19 protein-coding genes are annotated in these 21,769 nt (G+C 69.7%); 8 read left to right on the plus strand and 11 right to left on the minus strand.

What is annotated here, in order from left to right; all coding sequences use genetic code 11:
* Positions 1-295 precede the first annotated feature (295 nt).
* Entirely contained in the window at positions 296-4,390 is a 4,095-nt protein-coding gene (locus H293_RS0127815; RefSeq protein WP_020121103.1) for a HEAT repeat domain-containing protein, read from the plus strand.
* Here the strand turns inward: H293_RS0127815 and pgk are convergent.
* Positions 4,368-5,768: a phosphoglycerate kinase gene (gene pgk, locus H293_RS0127820; RefSeq protein WP_020121104.1), complete on the minus strand. Its 1,401-nt coding sequence runs from the start codon at positions 5,766-5,768 to the stop codon at positions 4,368-4,370. The genes H293_RS0127815 and pgk overlap by 23 nt on opposite strands.
* 29 nt (positions 5,769-5,797) lie before the next feature.
* Positions 5,798-6,379, minus strand: coding sequence for a class I SAM-dependent methyltransferase (locus tag H293_RS50080; RefSeq protein ID WP_020121105.1), 582 nt, complete (start codon positions 6,377-6,379; stop codon positions 5,798-5,800).
* A 165-nt stretch (positions 6,380-6,544) separates the two neighbouring features.
* On the opposite strand from H293_RS50080, the gene H293_RS0127830 reads away from it, so the two are divergent.
* Positions 6,545-7,645, plus strand: a complete 1,101-nt coding sequence (locus H293_RS0127830; RefSeq protein ID WP_020121106.1) for a mannose-1-phosphate guanylyltransferase — start codon at positions 6,545-6,547, stop codon at positions 7,643-7,645.
* A 25-nt stretch (positions 7,646-7,670) separates the two neighbouring features.
* Positions 7,671-8,219 (plus strand): HIT family protein, encoded by a 549-nt coding sequence (locus tag H293_RS50085; RefSeq protein WP_020121107.1) that lies wholly within the window; start codon positions 7,671-7,673, stop codon positions 8,217-8,219.
* 35 nt (positions 8,220-8,254) lie between these two features.
* Here H293_RS50085 and H293_RS0127840 read toward each other — a convergent pair whose 3' ends face one another.
* The 3 genes from H293_RS0127840 to H293_RS0127850 form a co-directional block, all read right to left on the minus strand.
* Complete coding sequence (locus tag H293_RS0127840) at positions 8,255-8,899, minus strand: hypothetical protein (protein ID WP_020121108.1); 645 nt, start codon at positions 8,897-8,899, stop codon at positions 8,255-8,257.
* A 78-nt stretch (positions 8,900-8,977) separates the two neighbouring features.
* The gene (locus H293_RS0127845; protein WP_199790204.1) at positions 8,978-10,054 is read right to left on the minus strand and encodes an amidohydrolase family protein; all 1,077 of its coding nucleotides are present in this window, start codon (positions 10,052-10,054) and stop codon (positions 8,978-8,980) included.
* Positions 10,055-10,256: 202 nt separating this feature from the next.
* A complete protein-coding gene (locus H293_RS0127850) occupies positions 10,257-11,132 on the minus strand; it encodes an aminotransferase class I/II-fold pyridoxal phosphate-dependent enzyme (RefSeq protein ID WP_158694443.1) in 876 nt (291 codons plus the stop codon).
* Between the two features lie 1,351 nt (positions 11,133-12,483).
* On the opposite strand from H293_RS0127850, the gene H293_RS0127855 reads away from it, so the two are divergent.
* Complete coding sequence (locus H293_RS0127855) at positions 12,484-13,041, plus strand: glycoside hydrolase family 25 protein (RefSeq protein WP_020121111.1); 558 nt, start codon at positions 12,484-12,486, stop codon at positions 13,039-13,041.
* 27 nt (positions 13,042-13,068) lie between these two features.
* Positions 13,069-13,611: an MOSC domain-containing protein gene (locus H293_RS0127860; protein WP_020121112.1), complete on the plus strand. Its 543-nt coding sequence runs from the start codon at positions 13,069-13,071 to the stop codon at positions 13,609-13,611.
* Here H293_RS0127860 and H293_RS0127865 read toward each other — a convergent pair.
* Positions 13,608-14,285 (minus strand): FadR/GntR family transcriptional regulator, encoded by a 678-nt coding sequence (locus H293_RS0127865; protein WP_020121113.1) that lies wholly within the window; start codon positions 14,283-14,285, stop codon positions 13,608-13,610. The genes H293_RS0127860 and H293_RS0127865 overlap by 4 nt on opposite strands.
* Before the next feature lie 246 nt (positions 14,286-14,531).
* Here H293_RS0127865 and H293_RS0127870 point away from each other — a divergent pair, with 246 nt between their 5' ends.
* Together H293_RS0127870 and H293_RS0127875 are read left to right on the plus strand one after the other, a co-directional pair.
* On the plus strand, positions 14,532-16,157 hold the full coding sequence (locus H293_RS0127870; RefSeq protein ID WP_051138166.1) for a 2-isopropylmalate synthase: 1,626 nt from the start codon (positions 14,532-14,534) through the stop codon (positions 16,155-16,157).
* Positions 16,154-16,948, plus strand: a complete 795-nt coding sequence (locus H293_RS0127875) for an ABC transporter ATP-binding protein (protein WP_020121115.1) — start codon at positions 16,154-16,156, stop codon at positions 16,946-16,948. Before H293_RS0127870 ends, H293_RS0127875 begins: the two co-directional genes overlap by 4 nt.
* 47 nt (positions 16,949-16,995) lie before the next feature.
* On the opposite strand, the gene H293_RS0127880 is transcribed toward H293_RS0127875, so the two are convergent.
* Positions 16,996-17,214 carry an EF-hand domain-containing protein gene (locus tag H293_RS0127880; protein ID WP_020121116.1) on the minus strand — a complete coding sequence of 73 codons (219 nt, stop codon included), beginning with the start codon at positions 17,212-17,214 and terminating at the stop codon, positions 16,996-16,998.
* Between the two features lie 173 nt (positions 17,215-17,387).
* Here H293_RS0127880 and H293_RS50090 point away from each other — a divergent pair, with 173 nt between their 5' ends.
* A complete protein-coding gene (locus H293_RS50090; RefSeq protein WP_020121117.1) occupies positions 17,388-18,068 on the plus strand; it encodes a GNAT family N-acetyltransferase in 681 nt (226 codons plus the stop codon).
* Here the strand turns inward: H293_RS50090 and H293_RS0127890 are convergent.
* The 4 genes from H293_RS0127890 to H293_RS0127905 all read right to left on the minus strand — a co-directional run bounded on the left by H293_RS0127890 (position 18,039) and on the right by H293_RS0127905 (position 21,569).
* On the minus strand, positions 18,039-19,247 hold the full coding sequence (locus H293_RS0127890) for a YncE family protein (protein ID WP_020121118.1): 1,209 nt from the start codon (positions 19,245-19,247) through the stop codon (positions 18,039-18,041). The genes H293_RS50090 and H293_RS0127890 overlap by 30 nt on opposite strands.
* Positions 19,247-19,993, minus strand: a complete 747-nt coding sequence (locus H293_RS0127895) for a polysaccharide deacetylase family protein (RefSeq protein ID WP_028808256.1) — start codon at positions 19,991-19,993, stop codon at positions 19,247-19,249. Before H293_RS0127895 ends, H293_RS0127890 begins: the two co-directional genes overlap by 1 nt.
* 42 nt (positions 19,994-20,035) lie before the next feature.
* The gene (locus tag H293_RS0127900; RefSeq protein WP_078612680.1) at positions 20,036-20,644 is read right to left on the minus strand and encodes an ATP-binding protein; all 609 of its coding nucleotides are present in this window, start codon (positions 20,642-20,644) and stop codon (positions 20,036-20,038) included.
* 157 nt (positions 20,645-20,801) lie between these two features.
* Positions 20,802-21,569, minus strand: coding sequence for an enoyl-CoA hydratase/isomerase family protein (locus tag H293_RS0127905; protein ID WP_020121121.1), 768 nt, complete (start codon positions 21,567-21,569; stop codon positions 20,802-20,804).
* Positions 21,570-21,769 lie beyond the last annotated feature (200 nt).

Below are 21,769 nucleotides of genomic sequence, written 5' to 3' on the forward strand. Positions count from 1 at the left end.
ACTACGGAAAGGACATCGAGCCACTGCTGCATCGGGATCTCCTGGTGACGTCAGGGGGCTGGCGCCTGCACCCCGGGTGGACGTGTCCAGTGGACGGTTCCGACCCGGCCCTCCGGTACGGCGTCGGAGCAACTCGGAGTCTGTGCAGCTACGTTGCCTCCGGTGAGCTGCAACGATGTACGGTCGGCCAGAGGCCTTCCGGGCCGTGTACCGGAGGGGCATGGGAGCGTCGGAGGGCAGAACGGGAGGGCTCATGAACCAGCCGGCGCCGGTTCCGGGCGTTGATCCCTCGAGAGTGAACACACCTGGCCAGCTGGCCATCTGCCTGGACGGACTGAGGCTGCGTCGCGGCCTGTCGTACGAGGCGATGGACAGGATCGCGCAGAGCCTGCCACGCAGGCAGGACGGGCCTGCGTGGGAGTCCCTTGGCAAAAGCACCGTCGGTGAGATCGTCACCGGCAAGCGCCTGCCGGGCCGGGGGAAGCTGCTGACGTTTCTCGCCGTGTGCCAGGTCGCCGGCCCCGACGTGGCCCAGTGGCTGGCCGCGTGGGAGCGGGCCCGCACGGCGGCCCTCCCGTCCGCGGACGCACCGGACCCCGAGACCCCGTCGCCTCAGGACCACCGACTGGGCGACTACCTGCGGCGCATCCAGGAGTACTACCAGCAGCTCAACCTGGAGATGCTGTTGACCATGACCAACGTCGAGGACCGTCTGCGGGTGCCGCTCCAGGAGGTCTTCACCCCGCCGCTGGCCCGCGCAGACCCGCCCGCAGTCGAGTTGCCCAGGGAGTTCCGCCGGCGTCTCCTCCTCGGCGAGGAGGCCGATCCGCGTGGCATGCCGCGGGATCTGGAGTCGGAGATCCTCGGCTCTGCGCTCACCGACCAGTGGCAGCCGACCCGCCCCGTGCTCGGCCTGATAGCGGGCCCGGACCACCGACACCTGGTGCTGCTCGGCGATCCCGGATCGGGAAAGTCGACGATCGCCCGCTATCTGGTCCTCAGGCTGGCTGAACTCCACTCGGCCGCCGTGACCGGCCACATCGGCGTCGCCGTCGATCCGTTGCCCGCGCTGGCCGGCACCCTGCCCCTCCTGGTAGAACTCCGGATCTACAGCGCCACCGGCCTCACCTCGTTCGTCGACTTCATCAACCAACTCCATCGCACCCAGGGGCTAGGGCTGCCAGCGTCCGTGCTGAATCCGTACCTGGAAAGTGGCCGCCCCGTGGTCGTCGTCTTCGACGGACTCGACGAGGTGTTCGACCGGGACCGGAGAAACGCCGTGTGCCGCGAGATCCGCGAGTTCGCGCGCCGCTATCCCAACGCGCGCACGGTGGTCACGTCCCGGCCGGTCGGCTACCACCGCCAGACTCTCGACGACGCCGGCTTCGAGTTGTACCAGTTGCAGGACCTCGACGTCGGCCAGATCTCCTCGTTCGTCACCGCTTGGTACGAGATCGCCTGCGCCGACGACCGCGCCGAGGGTGAGCGGCTGAAAGGCCGTCTGATCTCGGCCGTGGGCAGTTCGTCGGCTGTGCACGAACTCGCCGGAAACCCCCTGCTGCTCACGCTGCTCTGCATCATGGGACGCCGCCGCGAGCTGCCGCGCGATCGCGTGCACGTCTACGAGTTCGCGGTCTCACTGCTGGTGGAGCACTGGGACGTGGAGGCACACAGCTTCCCCAACCAGGAGGGGTTGCTGTATGACGACAAACTCGACCTCCTGCGGATCCTGGCACGCACCATGCTGCTCGGCAAAGCGAGCATCGGCGGCAACCGGATCACCGAACAGGACCTCCAAGACGCGTTCGAGATCTACCTTCGAGACGAGCGCGGCTACCAGCGGCCGGTTGCCCGAACCGCCGCCCACTCGATGATCGACCAACTGCGCACCCGCAACTACATCCTGTCCCGATTCGGCGCCGGAATGTACGGTTTCGTCCACCGCGCCTTCCTCGAGTACCTCGCCGCCCTCGACATCGTTACCCGGTTCGACGACCGGCTCATGGACGAAAAGGACCTCCTGACGCTGTTCGAGGAACATGGCCCCGACCCGGCCTGGTCGGAGGTCCTCCTGCTCGTCGTCCGGATGAAGGAGCGGTTCGCGGCCGCGATCATCGGCCGGCTACTCACCGCGGACCAGGCCTGGCGCTTCGACGAGGCTCACATGCCCGCCGGCAGCCTGCTGGCAATCCGTGCCCTGCACGAGGTCCGGCCGAGCGTACGGCTGGCAGCCCAGGTCGACGCCGTCATGGCGAGGATCTTCGAACTGCTGCTGATGCTCGACGCGAACCCCGACGGCGCGCTCCAAGCGGCGTTGCAGGAGGCAGCCCTGCCTACCTTCACGGCGCTCGGTCACCGATGGTTCGGTGCACGGCTCTTCCGCACCTGGTACGCCGGAGCGGGCAAGTCTCTCTCGGGTCCCGTGGCCCAGTTGGCCGCCCGGATGAACGCGCCGCTGGGCGACAAGGCCGAACTGACCCGGGATACCCGTCTCAATCACGATCCGCTCGTCCGCGCCGCCGCGGCCGAGGTCCTGGCAGACCACTGGGAACGCGACGCCGCGGTGTACGCGCAGTTGGTACAGCGTGCCGATACCGATCCGGCAGGCGAGGTGCGCCGCACTTGCATCAACGCACTGGTCTCCCGCTGGTGGGCCGAGCCGACTGTCCGCACCCTGCTGGAACACCGCGCCGAAACCGACCCGGAGCCGATGGTTCGGCGGGCCTGCGTAGAACTCCTGGACGGCTTGTGGCCGGTCCATCCCGAGTTTCGGGCTGTCGTACTGCGACGGGCAGAGCTGGACGCCGACTCGAGGGTGCGAGCGGCGGCAGTGACCACCCTGTCCAACGGGTTCGGCGCCGACCCGGAGGCCGAAGCCCTTGTCCGCGACCGCCTGCAGGAGGACGCCGACGCCGTTGTGCGCAGGGCCGCCGTCGACGGCATCGCGTCGACCGCGCATGGCAGCGCGGAGTCCCTCGCCCTCATCGTGGAGCGCGCGACCGAGGATCCTCACCGGGCTGTCCGGCAGTCCGCCGTCCGCGCGCTTTCGGTGCTCGCGGTGGGTGGCGCCGACGTCCGGGACGTGCTCGCCGGACGTGCCGTCGACGACGGCGACGCCGGGGTGCGTAAAGCGGCGCTGGAGGGAATGGTCACCGCCTGGCCGGGGGCCGGCCGCACCCGGAACCTGCTCATCGGCCGCGCAGTTGGCGACGCGCACTGGACTGTCCGTGGAGCCGCGCTCAAGTCTCTGGCTGGCGTATGGTCGCACCACCCTGACACCCTGCCGTTGTTGGTGGAACGCGCCACCGGCGACGACGACGAGGACGTGCGGATCGCGGCGCTCCTCGGAGCCAGTTCGCCGCTGGTGGACCACCCGGACGCCTATGAGCTGCTGTTCACGGCGTATGCGACGGATCCGAGCCCTTCGGTACGTCAGGCGATCGTGACCATGCTGGCCGACACCGAGGACGACGAGGCGGCCACTCGGGCCGGTCTCCTGCGGTGGGCAATCGACGACGCCGACTGGGCGGTACGCGCGCACGCCATCGAAACGCTCGGCGTGCAGTGGCCGGACGACGCGGCGGTACACGAAGTCGTCCTTGTGCGAGCCGCCGAGGACCACGACGAGGACGTACGCCGCGCTGCGCTTTCCTGCATCGCCCGGAATTGGTCGGATCTGCCGGAGACCCACCGCCTCATCATCGACCTGGCCGAGTCAGACGACAGCGACATCGTCCGCCGCGCCGCCCTCGGCTGTCTGGCCTCCGGTTGGCGCGATGATCCCAACACCCGACGGGTGCTTCGGGCTCACGCCGCCGAGGACCCAGAGGAGTCGATCCGGCGAGCGGCACTGCGGGCTTTGGCTGCCACCTGGCCCAGCGACCCCGGTGTACGACAGCTGGTGGCTGCGGCCTCCGAACAGGATTCGGACTGGGCCGTCCGCCAGGTGTCCGTGCTTCTGCTGACACAGGCCTGGCCGCAGCGCGCCGAGACGGTACCGCTGGTTCTGGACCGATCGGTGCGCGACCAGAGCCTCGGTGTCCGGCAGAGCGCCGTTCAGGCACTGGCCATCGGACATCCGTCGGATCCGCGCGTCGCCGCAGGCCTTGCGGAGCTGGCCCGTACGGATGCCGCCGCGTCCGTACGCGGGGCCGCCCTGCGCGGACTGGCGGCAGGCTGTGGCGACCCCGGAGAGACCTTCCGGCTGGTTGCGGACCTGGCCGTGAACGATCCGCATGCCTCTGTCAGGCTGACGGCCGTGGAGACCCTCGCCTATTTCTGGCCGGACAACACCGATACCCGCCCGCTCGTGGCACGGAGTGCGACCGATGACCCGGACCCGACGGTGCGCCGGGTGGCGGCGGAGGTCATCGGCCTGACGTGGGGGTAGTCCTGTCCGGGTCCCCAGTCCTGTCGTGGTCGCTCGGCACGCCATCGGCATCGGTCTTCCGAAACGGCGCCAGCCCAGGCACCCGTACGCCACTCAGCAGCGAACTGGCGGTCTGGGCACCGGTGCTACGACCGCGCAGCGCCGACGCCAGCCCGATGTCGTAAGCGATCTCCAGGATGTGATCGCCAGCCATGTAGACCTCGGCCTTCGACTCGAGGTTGGCGCGAATCACCGCCTCGGTGTAGGCGACGTACGGGCGTTGGCCCGCGCTCATCATGCCGAAGTGGAAGATCAGCCCGGCTTGGCGCGTCTCCTCGGCGAAGGCTTTCAGAGTCTCAGGGCCGATCGCCATGATGCGGTCGTCCTCCGCGAGTTCGCCCAAGCCCTCCGGGGTGACGCGGCGCGCCTTACCCCGCCCGGCCCGGTTCGCCACCATGAAGTCGGTCGGCAGGACGAGGCGGTCGTGGTGGTCCGGCGCGAAGCTGGGTACCGCGCCGGGTGCCACCACAGCCCTGTGGGTCCGAACGAGGGACTCGAGATCCGCGGTCGGCCCCGCCCCCAAGGCATAACCCAGTTCCTGATAAACCGTCAGTGACGGCATCGGCCCCAGCACGATCCGGTCGAACACATCAGCGGTGAGCAGGGAGCGGGCCACGGTGACGTCCTCGGGACGAGAGCTGCCGATGAAGCAGACCCGGCTCAACCCACTGTCGTCACGTAGGGCGCGGCTGCGCGCCACCAGCCGCGCCAGGCTGTCGAGGTCGCCCTGGAGACCGAGGCCCACCGCGCGGGGCTTGTGGGCGGCGAGCCCGACGTTGGAGGGCAGTGCCCGGACGGTGGACCTGAAGTCATCGAGGACGAAGACGTCGAAGTGGCTCCGCAGCAGCGTGGGGAGCAGCGCCTCGTCGAGGGCGTTCTCACCGGACGGAGGAACGTCGTCCTCCCGGCTCAGCTCGACCAGGTTAGGTAGCAGGGCAACCGTGCCAGGGGCGGGGGCTACAGCCGAGAGATCGTCTAGCCGGTCGAAGCGGGTGACGGCCCGGCCGTCGGGCAGAGCGCGGGCGAGCGCCTTGCGGTGCCACTCCAGGCCCTGGGTGTTCCCAGGTTCGAGGACCCGCACGGATGTGCCGCCCTGAGCGCCCAGCACCAGGACGGCGGCGTTGCGCTGCAACAGATACTCAACCGTTTCGGCCAGTCGCGCGATCTTGAAGTGCGATTCGTTGCTCGTCTGTCGACGGGCCACGTCAATGTCAGCGGTAATGAGAACGCGTCTGCCGCCAAGCGTGTCCTTGCCCAAGTCATCCAGGGTCCGCAGGCCGCTGCTCGATGGCAGGCCGTCGCTCCAGGGCCGACCTGGATGCGCCTCATGACTGATCATCGTCGGTCCGTACGCCGTCGCGGCGCGCTCTAGATACGCTCGAAGACCGCTAGCTGGTACACCGGTTCGCCCTGCTGGCCGTAGCCGACGAAACTCGACGGCGCCTGTTCGGCCAAGCCGGCTTCCTGGCACAGCCGGGAGATGAGTTCAGGAGCGTCGGTCCGCGCCCGGGTGTGGCCCGGTTTGCTGCTCTGGAGCTTGTCCACCGTGGTGACAAACCGTCCGCCGGGCTTCAGCACCCGCGCCATCTCCGCAATGAACGGGGCCGGGTCCTCGACGATGTGCAGCAGCCAGATCATGATCGCATTGTCGATGCTGCTGGAGGGGAAGGGCAATGAGGTCGCGTCGGCGTGCACCGCGGGCACGGTTCCGCGGGCCTCGCACATCCGAATCATCTCGGCGGAGGAGTCGATGACCGTGACCTCGTGGCCAAGCTTGAGCAGGAAGTTCGCCACAAGGCCGGTGCCACCGCCGATGTCGAGGATCCGCGATCCGGCCGGCAAGAGCTCGTGAACGGCGTTCGCCGCGGCGGTCGCGCGGGCGTCGCCGCCCCGGGTCGCGTCGTAGTTCCGCGCCTCTTCGTTGTAGTCGTAGTCGCGGTGCTCGGGCATGGAACGACTCCTTCGACGCGGCGGGCCCAGCGGTTCGACGGGCCTGGGTGAGAATCACCGCAGGGCTCGAAACCGCCGTTGTAGGGTACCGCCCGGACCCAACTTGCGTGGCACGTTTGACCGTTGTGTGCGAGTCCCTCCATTCGGGTGAGGACGGTGGACGGCATGAGGTTCGACTTGGACGCACTGCACGCAATCATCTTGGCGGGGGGGTCCGGGACACGGCTGTGGCCGTTGTCGACCTCCCAGCGGCCCAAGCAGTTTCTGGATCTGACCGGCAGCGGCCGCACCATGCTGCAGGAAACCGTCCTACTGCTCGACGGCCTGGTGCCGATCGAGCGGGTCATCGTCGTCACGGGTCGGCGGTACGCCGGTCTGGTGCGCGCACAGCTTCCCGAACTGCCGCCGGAGAATCTGCTCGTCGAACCACGAGCGCTCAACACCGCGCCGGCCATGGCCGTAGCGGCCGCGCTGATCCGGGCGCGCCGCCCTGACGCCGTGATCGTCAATCTGCCGTCTGATCACTATGTTGGGCAGGCGGCGGAGTTCCGCGCGATGGTCATGGCCGCAGCGACCTGCGCCGCCGCCCGGCCCGTCATCGTGGTGGCCGGAGTCGTGCCGACATCGGCCAACACCGGCTTCGGCTATATCGAACTGGGGGACGGCGGCCGGGAAGCCGGTGGGCCCACGGTCCACCGCGCTCTGAGCTTCACGGAGAAGCCCAGCAGAGGTCTGGCACGTTCGTTCGTCGCGTCGGGCCGGTACCTCTGGAACGCCAACTACTACACGTTCCACGTCGACACGTTCGAGACCGGCCTCGCGACGCACGTCCCACGACTCAGCGGTCTGTTGTGGCCTGCCGACGGCACCGGGCAGGCGTTCGTCGACGAGGTGTACGCCGACGCCGAAGCGGTCTCGATCGACTACGCGCTGACCCAGCGGGCACGCAACCTCCTCGTGGTGGCCGCATCGTTCGGCTGGAGCGACCTCGGGAGCTGGGACCAGCTGTACACAGTCCTGGCCGCACGGTCGACGGACGACGCTGGAAACGTCGTGGTGGTCCCGGACACCCGCCTTATCGTCACCACGGACAGCGCGCGCAACCTCGTCATTCAGACCTCTCCGCGGGCGATCGCGCTCGTCGGTATCACCGACAGCATCGTCGTGGACACCGACGACGCCCTGATGGTGGCACGGCGCGACGACCTCCAGCAGATGCGCGCCGTGGTGGCTCGACTGGCCGAGGTCGAAGAGCTGTATCGGTGAGCGAGCCGGTCTAGGATTCTTTGCCATGACGCAGTTCCGACCCAAGGACGACCTGACGGGCATCACAGCGTTTCCCACGTTTCCGTTCAAGTCGCCGGTGTTTCCCCAGGACCTCGTCGGCGAGGCCGTGGAGCTCGTCCGGCCGGGCGAGTCGGGACCGGAGAACTGTGAATTCTGCGCGGCCCCGGAGAAGGAATTCATCTGGACCGACCGGAATTGGCGACTCCGATTGCGTCGACCCACGCCGTTTCCGGGCACCGTAATTCTGCATACTCGAGCACACTGGGAATCGTTCGCCGATATGCCGAGCGAATTGATCTCCGAGTTCGGGCCGTTGTGCGCCCGCATAGAGCGAGCGATCCTCGGACTCGGGAACGTCGGTCGCGTTCATCTCTATCGGTCCGGGGACGGGCACGCTCACTTCCATGTCTGGTTCCATGCCCGGCCGCTGGGTTTCCAGCAGTTCCGCGGTTCGTTCCTGCCGACCTGGGCCGAAATCCTGGAATCGCGCTCGCCGACCGAGGTGGAGGGCGCGGGCGAGGCCGTCGCACAGGCCCTGTCACAGGAGGACTGAGACGGTGACTACGGCGGGAACGGACGAAGAGGGAATCAGGCGCTGCGCCCGTCCACCATCTTCGATGTTCCGGCCTGCCGGTACAGGTCGAAATCGTCTTCCCACAGCGCCTCGACGGCTCGGCGGGCGCTGCTGTCGAGCCAGTCGGTCCAGTCCGGATGACCGGTCCGATTCAGCCGCTCAAGCGGCGGGATCGCAGCGTCGACCCGGTCCAGCAGCCCGGACCAGCCCTCGTCGAGACTCTCGAGCGTGACGACGGCACTGACAACCGGGGCGCGGGCCTCCGAGCACAGGAATGCCCACTGGCTCCCGCTGGCGCTGGCCGGCTGGCCCCGCCTGTCGGTCAGAATGGCGTGGACGTGCCGTACGTCACGGTCCGTCAGCCGACGCCCGTGCGGCACCGGAAGACCCAGGCGGCGGTAGTTGTACGTCAACTGGGACACCAACCAGTCACAGGGATGGCGTACCACCCCGAAGGTGAACATGCGGTCCCATTGGCTCGGACCAATCCGCTCTCGTATTTCCACCGCAGGCATATGTCGTGCCGTGTAGTAACCCGGGCACTCGATCGCGTCCAGGTCGGCTCGCTCCTGGAAGGCGACGAGGGCGGTCTCAATACTGGTCGACGCGGCTTTGGGGTTCGAGGCAAAGACGAAATCGTGCCGATAGGAAACAATCACGGACGAAGATCCCCTTTCCGTTCCAGCGTTGGAATGAGCGTACACTTGCAGGAGATCTAACTCCAGAGAGGTTCGGGCCTATTGGAAGCGGAATTCTGGAGTGTTCTTCGACCCGAAGCACCGCACACGCCGACCGCCGCGGTAGACGGCCGCGACGGCCAGGATCGCGGTGATGTCGCTGAGCGGGTCACCGGTCACCGCGAGGAGATCCGCGTCAAAGCCGCGGGCAACACGTCCCTTCCGTGCGAGACCACACGCTTCAGCAGCGGTCGATGTGGCGGCCCGTAGCGCCTCCGCCGGCGAAAAGCCGGCCTCGACCAGCCGGATGACTCCGTGAGGCAGCAGCCCGTGCTGCTTCTGGTCGGAAATGCCGGCATCGCTGGCACACACGATCCGCACGCCGGCGTCCCGCATGTCGACGGCCGCTGCGAGAGTCTGCACGATCCGCACGCGGGCCGATTCGTCGAGCGGCGGGCCAGCCGGAGAGAACCCCGTGGTTACGGTCACAGGCAGACCCGCCTCGGCGACGCGCTCGATCAGCTGTCGATCCGGCTCCACGCCGGTCGGCGTACGGAACGTGCCGTGTTCGACGGTGTCCACACCGGCCGCCAACGCCCGCTCCATGGCGTCGACCGCGTGCGCGTGGGCGGCTACCGGAAGCCCCAGCCGGTGCGACTCGACGACCACCGATCGCAATTCGGCTGCCGTGTACTGCGGCTGCCACGAGCGGCTCCCGGGGGTGATCTCGCCGCCGCTGGCCATGATCTTGATGAGGTCGACGCCACGCGTTGCACGGACCCGGACGGCCTCGGTCAGTCCGGCAGGGCTCTCCAGCGCACCGCCGAGAAACCAGCAGTGGCCCCGAGCGGTGGTGATCGGCGGTCCGGACACCATGAGATGCGGCCCCGTATCAGGACGGAGTGCGATTTCTTCCCGGATCCGGAGGGTCACGTAGTCGCGGTCTCCGAGGTCGCGGACCGTGGTGATCCCGACGTCGAGGCAAGTTGCCGCCGCACGGCGGGCGTTCATGAGCAACGTGGCCTCCGGTACAGCAGCCGCGGCGACAGGATCGGGCACCCCGGGCAGCACAAGGTGCACATGGGCGTCGACGAGACCGGGCAGGAGGGTGCACTCACCCAGGTCGACGACCGGCATCCCGGCCGGGGAAGCCCCGCACTCGTCCACCGCGACGATGACACCGTCCTCGACCACGATGAGCGGGGACCTCAGGTACACGCCCCTGACTCCGTCGAACAGGCGGGCTGCACGTAATGCCATCATCGCTTCCTCCGTCGGATGAAGGGCGGCCGTAGCAGGTGGAGCGGTCAGCCCCGGCGCTCACTTCGAGCGCTCTCGCTCACTGGTCGTCCACCGAACCGAAATCGCGGAAGTCGGCCTCCAAGGGGGCCAGTACGCGTTCCAGAGCGGCCATCAGGTCGTCCCAGTCCTGCTCGGTCACGTTGGACAGCCCTAGCCGAAGGAAGGGTCGGGACGGCCGTGGGGCGGACCGCGGATAGAACTGCACGGCGTCCAGCCCGCCGATCCGTTCGGCCGCCAGGATGTCTCGCAACCGCACGTCTTGTCGGGTGAGCAGCGCGAGATGGGCGCCGCCGCTCGGCTGAACGAATGGCCAGTCGAGCCTGCGCAGGATCGCGGCCAAGGCGGCGCGGCGGGACGTGAGCAGGGCATCGCGTCGGCGACGGATCCCGACCGCCCGGTCAGTCGCCAGCACCGCCGCGAGATCGACGAGAGCGGACGCTTCGGCAGTCGGCGCGGCGGCACGCAGCTTCTCGGCGCCGTGGCAGCCACGCGGCCAACCGACGAAACCGATCTTGGCCGGCCACCCCAGTACCTTCGTCCAGCTGCCCAGATAGACGGTGCCCCGCGGATGTAGCGACAGCAGTGTCGGCCACCGGTCGTCCCGCGGGCTTATCCCACGGAACGGATCGTCCTCCACCAGCAGCAGCCCCGTGCTTTGGGCATACCCCGCGACGTCGGTCAGGAACCCGGGCGACAGGCTGGACGCAAGGGGGTTGGAGTGCAAGGCGTTGACGACAAGGAGGCGCGGCTCGTGAGTCGGTGGTGTGAAGTGAGCCCGGGACCAGTCGGGCGCGGCGACGTCGATCGAGGTGACCGGAGCGCCGTCCGGCAGCGCGCCGGCCACCCGCTGATATGTCGGGAGAACCGCGCCGCGCTGTGTCCTGGGTACCGATCCGAGCAGGTGATCGAGCATACGGCCGCTGCCTGGTGTGTAGGCCCAGTCGTGTGTGTCAAGGACGTCGGGGCCGAACCGCTCTGCCACGAAGGCGCGGAGCGCCGCCTCGGGGTCCCGCGCACCGCCACCAGCTGCTCCTACCTGTTGGGCGACCCACCGGTGCCAGTCAGGGGCGTTGTCGCACAGATCCATCGGCAGTCGCACGGGCTCGCCCGTCCGCTCCGTGGAGTTGTTGCCTGACGTTGCGGTCAAGGCCCCCTCCTCGTCACCGGACCGGTGCGAAGTTTAGCGGGCATGTGGGGCACGAGAGGGCTCCCAGCGACCGTTTCGGCATCCCAAAGCCCTGTACAGGGAGTCGAGTTGTCGCGGCGGTCAACGCGCACGATGCGCAGGACAACCGTGTCCATGTCGACCATCACCAGTTCACCGAGGTGTCCGACTGCCCCCGCGGGACTGCCAGAGACGGCGGACGCCTCTCATACGGACAGCCGAGTCAGATGCACGGTCCTCAGTGTGTCCTGGCGGGTCGGGACGCCGGCGCTGTCCAGGTCGCGGAGGGGGTGGCGGCGACGCGGCCGCAATTCTCGAAGGGAGCGGGGACATACGACCGACAGCGCCGCGACCGGATGGCGCTCCCGCAGATGTCGCGGTCTCCGCCCGCGCAGCTGGAGGAGGCGCTGGACGAACTCGCCGATCCCGTCGCGCCCTACGATCCGTGGGCCATCGTGTTTGCGGACGCTGCTGTGTCCCGCGGTCTGCGGGACGCCGCGACCAGGGCCACAAGTTCCACGAGCGCGGCAATGGCCTCAGGGTCGGCTCGTGGCCGGGACGCGGAGCCAGGGGAGTACTGCGAAACCGCATCAGCTCCCGCCGGCTTGCCACCGTTTCAGTCGAGGTCGCGACCGCTCATAGGAAACCGGCATATGCATCATCGCGCCATCCGAAGAGTCCCAGAATGACATTCCGGGCATCACCCACCCCGAAAGACTTCAACACATCCGAGCCCTCAACCCCCAAACCGGATACTGCGGCACCATGAACGCAGATCCAGGGGTGCGTCGGTCCACTCCTCCCCCAGGGTGTGCAGGAACCCAGCAATTCGTGTCCTGCCCGCCCACGCCGAGCACTCCGCGCGTCGATCCATGCACGATCACGTCGTGCTGCCCCGCGTTCATTCGCCGTACTCCGGGCATGACAGACCTTTACGGCGTGTCCCCCGTATTCTCCTCCTCCGACCGCACGGATGCTGAGGTCGGCGAGGCTGCCGGGTCGCTCGGACCGGGGCACGGGCGCGGTCGTGGTTCCCGGGCCGGGCAAGTGGGGCATCATCAACTCCCGTTCCCCCACTCTCACTTCAGGGAGCCCCCACATGCTCCGCGGCATCGATGTCAGCGCCTACCAGTCCTCCGCCTTCAGCACCGAAGGGCTCTCCTTCGCCTTCATCAAGGCGACGGAGGGCCGCTCCTACACCAACCCGAAGTTCTCTGCGCAGACCAAGCACGCCCGTGACGCCGGGCTGGTCGTCGGCTTCTACCACTTCCTGTGGCCCGGCAACCTCACCGCGCAGGCCGAGTACTTCGTCAAACACGCCCCCGAGAAGGGCGGCGACATCCTCGCGGTCGACTGGGAGACCACCGGCGACGGCACCCACGCGAGCAACGCGGAGAAGGACTCCTTCATCCGCAAGGTGCGGCAGCTCCGCCCGAACAACCGGGTCGTTCTCTACACGAACCGGCACTTCTGGCTGAACGTCGACACCACCTCGTACGCCGGCGACGGTCTCTGGATCGCCGACTACGTCACGGCGGGCAAGCCCCGTATCAAGGCGAAGTGGCGCTTCCACCAGTACACCGACGACCCGGTGGACAAGAACGTCGCCGACTTCGCGAGCAAGGCGGCCCTGCGCGAGTGGGCCACCGACGCCTGACCCGCGCCCCGCTCGTAGGCTTGCCTCATGGGCGGGAAGATCACTGCGGTCAGCAGCAACGGGACGTACTCCTTCACGAAGCCGAACCGGGAGAGCATCACCCTGCTCGCCGGGTTCGGGGTGGAGGGGGATGTTCATGGCGGGGCGACGGTCAAGCACCGGTTCCGGATGAGGAAGGACCCCTCGCAGCCGAACCTCCGGCAGGTGCACCTCATGCACGAGGAACTGTTCGACGAGGTGCGCCGGGCCGGCTTCGAGGTGGCGGCCGGGGAGCTCGGGGAGAACGTGACGACGCGTGGCGTCGATCTGCTGGGGCTGCCGACGGGGACCCTGCTGCACCTGGGCGGCGAGGCCGTCGTCGAGGTGACCGGGCTGCGGAATCCGTGCGCGCAGATCGACCGGTTCCAGAAGGGGCTGATGAAGCAGGTCGTGGGCCGGAGTGAGGACGGCCGGGCGCTGTTCCGGTCCGGGATCATGAGTGTCGTGGTCAGAGGGGGCGTGGTGCGGGCCGGGGATGCCGTGGGGGTCGAGCTGCCCGAGGGGCCGCACCAGCCGCTGGACATCGTCTAGCCCGCGAACGGATCCTCCAGCTCCGCCCGCAGGATCTCCGCCGCCCCCTCCGCGTCCCCGTCCGCCACCGCGCGGACCAGTGCCGCGTGGGCCTCGTCCGCGGTATTGGGGTCGTCGTCGCGCAGGCCGGTCAGGGCCAGCAGCTCGACCAGGCCCTCGCGCAGGACGGGACTGAACTCCCTGAACAGGTCGGCGAGTACGGGGTTGTGCGCGGCGGCGACCACCGCCGCGTGGAAGGTGATGTCCGCGTCGACGAAGTCCGCGTCGGAGGACGTGGAGGCCGCCCGCCGGCCCTCCAGCGCGCGTTCCATCACCGCCACGTCCTCGGGGGTACGGCGGCGCGCGGCGAGGCGGGCCGCGTGGACCTCCACCGCCATGCGGACCTCGTAGACGTCGGTGACCGCGGCCCGGCGCAGCCGCGTGGGCCAGTCCGCCACCGCCTCCGTCGCGGTGACGAAGACCCCCGCGCCCTGGCGCGGCCGCACCAGCCCCGCCCCGGCCAGCGCCCGCAGCGCCTCGCGGACCGTGGAGCGGCCGACGCCGAGTTCCTTCGCCAGCGTCGTCTCGCCCGGCAGTTTCGCGCCCACGGGCCAGTGCCCGGCGGTGATCTGCGCGCGCAGCCGCTCGGCGGCCTGTTCGACCAGGGGGCTGGGACGGACGGGGCCTAGCGGCATCTCTGGTTCACCAACTCGTGCGGGGCGAAAAACGGGAACTCCGTCAATTGTCACTTGTCTGAGGACCTGAGGAGTGACTAGCCTACCTCCCGTGATCTTCCGCGGTCTCCTTCTCCTCGGCTGCCGCGGCGGGGCCTGACGCGACCGGCACCCCGCCGCGGGACGCCGTGCTGCCGGTCTCCGTCGAGCGACCGAGCCGAAGGACACCCCGTGACCTCCGTCTGGAACCCCCAGCGCCCCAGCCCCATGCCGTTCCACCGCTACCTCCCCTTCCAGGACCGCGTCCACGTCCCCGTCACCGACCGCGCCTGGCCCTGCGCCCGCATCGAGCGCGCCCCCCTCTGGGTCCCCGTAGACCTGCGCGACGGCAACCAGGCCCTCGCCGAGCCGATGGACACCGCCCGCAAGAGCCGCTTCTTCGAGCTGCTGGTGCGCACCGGCTTCAAGGAGATCGAGGTCGGCTATCCCTCCGCGAGCCGCACCGACTTCGACTTCGTACGGCACCTGGTGACCGGCGGCGCCGTCCCCGACGACGTCACTCCGGTCGTCTTCACCCCGGCCCGCCCCGACCTGATCGACCGGACCTTCGACGCGATCGCGGGCCTGCCGCGTGCCGTCGTCCATCTGTACATCGCGACCTCACCGGTGTGGCGGGACGTGGTCCTCGGCCGGGACCGGAAGCAGGTGTGGCGGACCGTGCGGAAGGCGGCCGCGCACATGGCACGGCGGGCCGACCGGCTCCACGGCACAGCCGTGCGCTTCCAGTTCTCCCCCGAGACCTTCAACCTCACCGAGCCGGACTTCGTCCTGGAGCTGTGCGACGGGCTGACGGAGCTGTGGGACGCGAGCCCGGACCGGCCCGTCACCCACAACCTGCCCGCGACCGTCGAGATCGCCACCCCGAACGTCTACGCCGACCAGATCGAGTACGTCCACCGCCATCTGGCCCGCCGCGACAGCGTGATCCTCTCCGTCCACCCGCACAACGACCGCGGCACCGGCGTCGCCTGCGCCGAACTCGCCGTGCTGGCCGGCGCCCAGCGGGTGGAGGGCTGCCTGTTCGGCAACGGCGAGCGCACCGGCAACGTCGACCTGGTGACCCTCGCGATGAACCTGTACGCCCAGGGGGTGGACCCCATGGTCGACTTCGGCGACATCGACGCGGTGAAGGCGACCGTCGAGCACTGCAACCGGCTGCCGGTGCACCCCCGCCACCCGTACGCCGGCGACCTGGTCCACACCGCCTTCTCCGGCACCCACCAGGACGCCATCAGCAAGGGGCTCGCCCGCCGGGACGAGCACCCGGACGAGCCCTGGCAGGTCCCGTACCTGCCGATCGACCCGGCCGACATCGGGCGCACCTACGAGGCGGTCATCCGCGTCAACTCCCAGTCGGGCAAGGGCGGGGCGGCGTATCTGCTGCGCACCTGCCACGGCCTCGACCTGCCGCCCCGCATGCGCCCCGACTTCTCCCGGGCCGTCCAGGAGGCCACCGACACGAGCGGCCGGGAGATGAACCCGAAGGAGCTGTACGAGCTGTTCCGGGCCCGCTATCTCACGGAGGGCGAGGTCCGGCTGCGCGACGCGACGGCGTACGAGGAGGCGCCCGGCGTCCACCGCTTCGTCGGCACCCTGGAGTGCGACGACCGCGTCGGCGACCACGAGGGCACGGGCGGCAGTGCGCTCTCGGCCTTCGTGGACGCGCTCGCCGGTGCCGGGTACGCCGTCGAGGTGGTCGACTTCGCCGAGGACGGCACGGCGGCCTACGCCGAGTGCCGCGTCAACGGCCGTAGGACGGCCTGGGGCGCCGGTGTGGGCCCGGCCGCCGCCGTCCGGGCCGTGCTGTCCGCGACGAACCGGGCGCTGCGGTGAGGGAGGTCCTGCGCGCCGAGGACGTGCACGTCGTCCGGGACGGCAGGCCGATCCTCCAGGAGGTCTCGCTGACCGTCCGGGCGGGCGAGCACTGGGCGCTGCTGGGTGCCAACGGCGCGGGCAAGTCCACGCTGCTCAGCCTGCTGGGCGCCCTGGTGCACCCCACCCGCGGCACGGTCGAGGTACTGGGCCGCCGGCTCGGCCGGGTCGATCTGCGGGAGCTGCGCGCCCAGGTCGGTCATGTCGATCCGCGTCATCCGCTCACCGCACCTCTGCGGGTCCGGGACGTCGTCCTGACCGGGCTGACCAACTCCGTGGCCCCGCTCCCCCGTTGGCGGCCGACGCAGGAACAGCGGGACAGGGCCGGCCGGCTCATCGGCACCCTCGGCCTCGGCGACCTCGCCGACGCCCGCTGGCCGACCCTCTCGCACGGGCAGCGCGGCCGTGCGCTCATCGCCCGCGCGCTGATGCCGGAGCCGCGACTGCTGCTGCTCGACGAACCGGCGACCGGCCTCGACCTGCCGGGCCGCGAGCAGCTGATCGACGCTCTGGATGCCCTGCGCCGCGGGCATCCGACGCTGGCGACGGTCCTGGTCACCCACCACCTGGAGGAACTCCCGCCCGGAACCACCCACGCGATGCTGCTGCGCGAGGGCCGGGTCCTCGCGCGGGGCCCGGCATCCCGGGTGCTCACCGGGGACCAGGTCGGCAAGTGCTTCGACCTGCCGCTGGTCCTGGAGCGCCACGACGGCCGCTGGACGGTCAGGCTGCGGAGCCGGGGCCGGGCATGACGAAGGGGGCGCCCTTCGGCTTCGGGGCGCCCCCTTCCGCGTCGGCCCTACTTGTTCAGGAAGGCCCAGAACTCGTCGAACGACAGGAGCTTGTCGCCGTTCAGGTCGCGGCTCTTGATGATCGCCTCGGCGACCGACTCGGTCACGTTCCAGTCGCCGCCCTGGGCCAGGGCGGACTTGAACTCGGCGGCGGTGATGGTGCCGTCACCGTCCGCATCGATCCGCTCGAACTGCTTGCGTGCTTCCTCGATGTCGATGTGCGCCACCGGTCCGCCCCTTTTCTTGCCTTTGTCGTGTCCTGCTGGCTTGCTGCCGCAGGTCAGATTAGCGGCCCGGCCCGACCTCCGGTGCGGCGCCCACCGGGGAAACGGCGGTGCCGTGCTCGATCATGTCTGCGACTGTGGGCCTTCCAAAGGGCGCGGACTCGGGGAGCGGTGTGATGGAGACCTTGCGGGACATTCTCGACGCGGCGGCCCGCGGGGTGTTCCCGCCCGCGGACGGCGGCACGACGGTCGTACCGCAGGCGTGTCACCGGGACGCCGGCGTGCTGTCCTTCACGGCGCACTCGGTCGTGTTCACCGACGAGGATCCCGCGTGGGTCCACGCCACCCTGCGCGGCCTGGACTGCGACCCGCTGGCCGCGACCCTGAACCCGCGGTTCCTGACCGCCTTCCTGGACCGGACCGGGCGCAGGTCGGAGACCGTCGACGCGATGCTGGTCGGTGACCCGCTCCCGGGCGGACCGCCGTTCGCGCTGCGGGAGATCGAGGACGCGAACCATCCCCGCATCGCGTACGCCCGCAGACGGCGCGACGACGTTCGCGCCTGGACGGCGGAGGGCGGGGTGCTGGTGACGGGGCGGGGCGTCGGCGGCCGGCTGGAGGTCTCGGTCGAGGTGGACGAGGACGTACGGCACCGGGGGCTCGGGCGGGCGCTGGTGACCGCGGCCAGGCATCTGGTCGCGGAGCCGCTGTGGGCCCAGGTCTCCCCGGGGAACGCCCGCAGCATGCGGGCGTTCCAGGCGGCCGGTTACCGTCCGGTGGGCGCGGAGGCGGTGCTGCTGGCCCCGGCCCCGCGGGGCGTCGACGGCTCAGCGGAAGATGCCGGTGTGGCCGAGTGAGTACCGCCCCGGCTGGGGGTACACCGCGAGTCCGTGCGGTCCGCTGCCGACCTTGACGCGGGCGAGCTGGGCGCCGGTGCGGGTGTCGATGGCGTAGACCTCGGCGTTGTAGCGGCCGGACAGCCACAGGACCTTGCCGTCGGCGGAGACGCCGCCCATGTCGGGGCTGCCGCCGCCGGGCAGGCGCCACTTCTTGGTGAGCCTGTTCTCGGCGAAATCGAAGACGGAGACGGTCCCTTCGCCGCGGTTGGAGATGTACATCTCGCGGGAGTCGCGGCTGATGTAGAGGCCGTGGGTGCCCTTGCCGGTGGGCAGCAGCGTCGGCTTGCCGAAGGTGTCGCCGTCCAGGACCCACATCCCGTCGGCCATCATGTCCGCGACGTAGAACCGCTTCCCGTCCGGCGAGACCTTGACGTCCTGCGGCATGGCCCCGGCGAAGGGGAGCTTCTGCTGCCCGATCACCTTCATCTTCTCGGTGTCGACCTTCAGCAGTTCTCCGCTGAACTCGCAGGACACGATGAAGTACCTCCCGTCCAGGGAGAAGTCGGCGTGGTTGACGCCGTAGCAGCTGACCGGAACGGTCTTCTTCCGCTCCATGGTGTGCGGGTCGCGGAAGACGAGTTCACGGTCGAGGGAGGCCATCACGACGGCGTATCTGCCGTTCGGCGTGAAGTAGAGGTTGTACGGGTCGTGCACCTCGACGGGCTTGCCCGCCCTCCCGGTGCTCGGGTCGATCGGGGTCAGGGTGTTCCCGCGGTCGTTGTTGACCCAGAGGGTCTTCATGTCCCAGGAGGGCACGACGTGTTGGGGCTGCCGCCCGACATGGATCGTGTCGATGATCTCGTACGTCTTCGGGTCGATCACGGAGACGGTGTCGGACTCGGTGTTGGGCACGTAGACCCGCGACGGGAAGTCCTTGACCACCGGTGACAGCTTGTTCGGGCGGTCGGCGGCGTAGACGTCCCGCGGGTCCAGGACGGGGGGCATCCCGGGCAGCCCGTGGACCTGTGCCTTGACCGGTTTCGCCGGTTTCGCCGGGGCGGGGACGGCCGCCTTGGTGCCACGGGCCTGGTCCGCCCCGTCCTTGGCCCCGGTGCCGCAGGCGGCGAGGGCGAGGAACGCGGCGCCCGCGATCAGGGTGCTCTTGACGAGGGTGCGCTGCAGTGGGGTGGGAGGCATCAGCTGAACAACTCCGTGGTGGTCACCGCGGCCAGGCCGCGCCGGTCGAGTTCTTCCAGTACGACGGGGAGGGCGGCGACCGTGTCGTCGTACCCGAAGTGCAGGCTCACCACGGATCCTTCGCGGATCTCGGCGAGGACCTTGCGGGCGACGGCGGCGGCGCCGGGCGAGGTGAAGTCGAGGGAGTCGACGTCGTAGGAGAGGACGTGGGGGTAGCCGGCCTCCTGGGCCAGCCGCGTCACGAGGGGGGAGGCGGTGGGCGTACGGGAGGGGCGGAACCAGGACCCCACCGACCCGGTGAGCCGCTTCAGCCGCTCCGCGCACCCGGCGATCTCCGCTCTGGCCTCGGCCTCGGACATCGCGTTGATGTCGAGGTGGCGGAGGGTGTGGTTGCCGAGGTCGTGGCCGCCGTCGCGGATCCGGCGGGCGAGGTCGGGGTGTGCGTCGAGCCAGGTCCCGACGGCCAGCACGGTGACGCGCGCCCCGTGCTTCTCGGCCTCGGTGAGCAGGGCGCGGGCGGTGGCGGGGTCGCCGCCGCCGTGGAAGGTGAGGGCGACCCGGGGACGGTCGCGGGGACCGTGGGTGAGCTGGGCGGGCTGGGCGGGCGGCGCGGGCGGGGCCGGAGCCCTGCTGGAGGCGTGCACGGGAGGGGCGACGGCGTTCCTGGTCGCACATCCGGCGGCCAACGCCAGCCCGGCGGTGGCGAGCAGCACGGCTCGACGTTCGGTAGCGGTCACGCGCCCCATTTAAGGGGTTATGCCGGTGATTGCCGCTGACCGACCCACCGGCTACCTTTCGGCCACCCGCATCTCGAACCACGTCGTCTTGCCGCGCGGCAGCAGGTCGACGCCCCAGCGGTCGGACAGCTTGTCCACGAGGAACAGTCCCCGCCCGCTGACATCCGTCTCCTGCACCGGCATCAGACAGGGCAGTCCGCGCGAGGGGTCACGGACCTCTATCCGGATCCACCCCCGCCGGCGTCGCATCCGCAGACCGAACACCCGCGCCCCCGTGTGCCGCACCGCGTTGCCGACGAGTTCGGACACGAGCAACACCGCGTCCTCGGTCATCTTCGGGGTGAGCCCCCAGTGCCGAAGGACGATCACCTGGGTCAAGCGGCGCGCGGTCGCCGCGGACTCCGGGCGGGACGGCAGCGGGACCTCGGCCTCGGTGGGGTTTCCGAACAGTTCGAGCGCCTTCAGTGCGTGCTCGTCCTCGACCGCCGGAGACCAGCGTGCCGCCGTCAGACGGTTGTCTCCCCGCGGCTGTTCGAAACCCTCCAGCCCCGCCATGCCCCCATCATGGCCGCCCACAGCGTTCTCCGGGGCCGTTCCTGACGAATACGCCCCCCGGAATGCGCCGCTCCGAAGGGACCGATCGGCATATGCCAAAGGCACTTCGGCGGCCTCAACAGCCCTTCTGACCTGCGGCGGAGGCTCACTGGGAGGCAATCGACGGACTCCCTCGACAAGGCAGACTTAAGGTTGCTTTAAGGCTCCCATAATCCGCCCCATCGAGGGACCCGGATCAGACATCGTGTCAATTGCAAGTGGTTCAGAGGAATTTCGCCTTGCCGGGGCCCTCCTCGACGAAGCTCTTCATGCCCCGCTCTCGGTCCTCCGTGGCGAACAGGCCCGCGAACCAGTTGCGTTCCACCGCGAGGCCCGTCTCGATGTCGGTCTCCAGACCCGTGTCGATCGCCTCCTTCGCGGCGCGCAGCGCGATCGCCGGTCCCTGCGCGAGCTTCGCCGCCCAGGCGTGCGCCTCGGCGTACACCTCGTCTGCGGGTACGACCCGGTCCACGAGGCCTAGCGTCAGCGCCTCGTCGGCCTTGACCATACGGCCGGTGAAGATCAGGTCCTTCGCCTTGGACGAGCCGACCAGCCGGGCGAGGCGCTGGGTGCCGCCCGCGCCGGGGATCAGACCGAGCAGGATCTCGGGCTGCCCCAGCTTGGCGTTCTCCGCGGCGATCCTGAAGTCCGCGCACAGCGCGAGCTCGCAGCCGCCGCCCAGGGCGTATCCGGTGACGGCCGCGACGACCGGCTTGGGGATGCGGGCCACGGCCGTGAACGAGTCCTGGAGGGCGCGGGCGCGCAGGACCATCGCGGTGTGGTCCATGGCCTGCATCTCCTTGATGTCCGCGCCGGCCGCGAACACCTTCTCCCCGCCGTACACGATCACGGCGCGCACGTCCTCGCGCCGGGTCGCCTCCTCGGCGAGCTCCTTGAGCCGGTCCTGGGTGGCCACGTCCAGCGCGTTCATGGGCGGGCGGTCGAGACGGATGGTGCCGACGCCTTCGGCGACTTCGAGATTCACGGTCATGCCAGCAGGTTAACGGGGGCTAACGGGACGTGGCGGGGTGCGGTCGCTCACACCCGGCCGGGGCCCTAGGCTTGCCCCCGGCCCCGAGGCAGCACAGGAGCCCATCGGGACGCGGCGGGGAACAGTCGCCCACACCCGTCCGGGGCCCGAAGGTTGCCCCCGACCCCGACACAGCACGGGAGCTGACGACGCGTGGCGGG

The sequence above is a fragment of the Streptomyces canus 299MFChir4.1 genome (assembly GCF_000383615.1).
Taxonomy (GTDB): Bacteria; Actinomycetota; Actinomycetes; order Streptomycetales; family Streptomycetaceae; genus Streptomyces; species Streptomyces canus_C.